This window comes from Bacillus sp. FJAT-47783 (assembly GCF_022808615.1).
In the GTDB taxonomy this organism is placed as follows: domain Bacteria; phylum Bacillota; class Bacilli; order Bacillales; family Aeribacillaceae; genus Bacillus_BZ.
Window position 1 is genome coordinate 1 of the sequence record NZ_JAKZKS010000059.1, and the last position, 1,842, is coordinate 1,842.

The following is a 1,842-nucleotide window of genomic DNA, read 5'->3' on the forward strand; positions in this document are numbered from 1 at the left end:
TTTTTAAAATCCATCTATTCACCTCTCTCTCGACGTTTTTCTAGATTTTCCTTTCTTGTTCGACAATCATAATCGAGTTCACCCCAATTTTAGCTTACTTTGGTTGATTTTCTGCTTTCTTCGACACATACATGGAGAGATCATAGCCGGCCAACTCTAGAATTCGTTTGCTTTGTTCTCCAACGTTGTCTGGTATATAACGCATGACCTGTCCACCTTGTTGAATGTAGATCACCTTGATTTCCTGAAGTTCTTTCAATAAAGCCTGAGCGGTTGGCTGGAATACTTTACGTTTACCCGCTAGAATGAGGGGCTCTTTTTCCTGTTTCATTTTTTCTCGTACCCGGTACTCTAAAATCCCGTAAATAGAGGATGGCCATCACAAATACGATTCCCAACGCTTCTATCCGGCTCGGTTTCTTTAAGAAAAAGCCATCGACAAATTGCGGATTTTTGAGTAATCGAAAGCGCGTCTCAGCGGCTTCCTGCCCTTTATACGTCTGGAGAATCTCTTCATCAGGCCTTTCGTTTCGATCTAATAGATCGGTGATGAGAATGAATGTGCTCATCTTGCGCCGTATCTCTTCAACCTTTTCTTCGTCTTTCTCAAAGGATTGGAGTTGAGGACGGAAAACCTGAAAAGTTTTCGTAGGTTCATTCTTCTTTGGACGTCCCCTCTTTGTTCGTTTTTCTGTCTGTTCCTCGGTTTGAAGGGTGATTTCATAGCGGAAGGATGAGCTTGCGTATTTCTTTTGAAATGCATCCAGGGCTTCTTCGGCATCGGTTCTACAATGATACACCGTTGTTTCAAATTTTCGAATCGCTTTTTCAAGTTGCTCCCTCTCTTTTGTCAGTTGACGTTGAAAGGTCTTCTCCTTTTGTTCATTTAACTTGTCGGAATAAACCACCACAAACCGATAGGTATAGCCATCCAATTCTCTCAAAAACGATTGGAGTTTATAGGAGGTGGCTCCTTTTTGTGGCTTTACAGCGCCAACCTCTTGCCACTTCCCTTGATTCCAAGCTTCTTCCTTGAGCTCCTGACTTAATTTGAATGTATCTGGAAGTCGAGAAATGAAATGGAGTTGGCCTCGTATTTCACGGAGATTTTCCGTTGTAATCAAAGCGGCATCCGCTTGATAAATCAATTGATTCCATTCCTCCTTGGACAGCGTTTCCCTTAATTTATGAATAAAGGTCAGATTCCAGCCTTTATCATTGGTATTTCCGTTTTCGATATTGGCAAGAATCGGGATGCGTTCAGGGGTTACGCTCATCCCTAGGACAATTTGTTTTAGGTCCGGACGGCGCTGCTTACAGTAACCATGTGTGATAGCAAGATGATCTTCTGTTTTTGTATTTTCGTCCGTTGAATCATACTCTCCGTATAAGGAAAATGAGGTTGTATCGCTATGGAGTGTACCTAGGGACAAGCCAAGTGTCTGGCAGGCTGAGATCGATAATGTGGAATAGACTTTCCAAGGTGTAGCCTTATGTAATGCATCCAAAGCACGGCCTATACAGTATTCATTCAAATCCTCTGCACTCACGCCCCCTCCAAATAACATCTCCATATCCTGTTGTCGAAAATATCGATGAATATGGGATAGAGGTTGACGATCACACAGGATGTTGATGACCAGCGCTTTCAAGCGGGTGCCAGGTGATAAATGACAGCGGTTCTTGTCCCATTCAAGCTGTTCATTTATAATTTTTTCAAATCCTATCTCATCACAAATAGCAGAAATCAATTGAGATGGTCCAGCCGAAAGTGTCAAAATTTGGTCCGTCTGTGTCATCGGAATCATTCCCCCACAATCATTCATTAGTGATATTTTTCGA

2 protein-coding genes are annotated in these 1,842 nt (G+C 42.3%); both read right to left on the reverse strand.

Going from position 1 to position 1,842, the window contains the following annotated elements:
* Positions 1-94: 94 nt before the first annotated feature.
* Complete coding sequence (locus MLD65_RS17915) at positions 95-331, reverse strand: hypothetical protein (RefSeq protein WP_243293179.1); 237 nt, start codon at positions 329-331, stop codon at positions 95-97.
* A partial coding sequence (locus MLD65_RS17920) for an IS1634 family transposase (protein ID WP_243293180.1) occupies positions 294-1,842 on the reverse strand: 1,549 nt, incomplete at its 5' end. The genes MLD65_RS17915 and MLD65_RS17920, both read right to left, overlap by 38 nt.

Bases quoted from the DNA above. Each gene is read 5' to 3' on its own strand.
- MLD65_RS17915 (WP_243293179.1), bottom strand. From the start codon at position 331: ATGAAACAGGAAAAAGAGCCCCTCATTCTAGCGGGTAAACGTAAAGTA.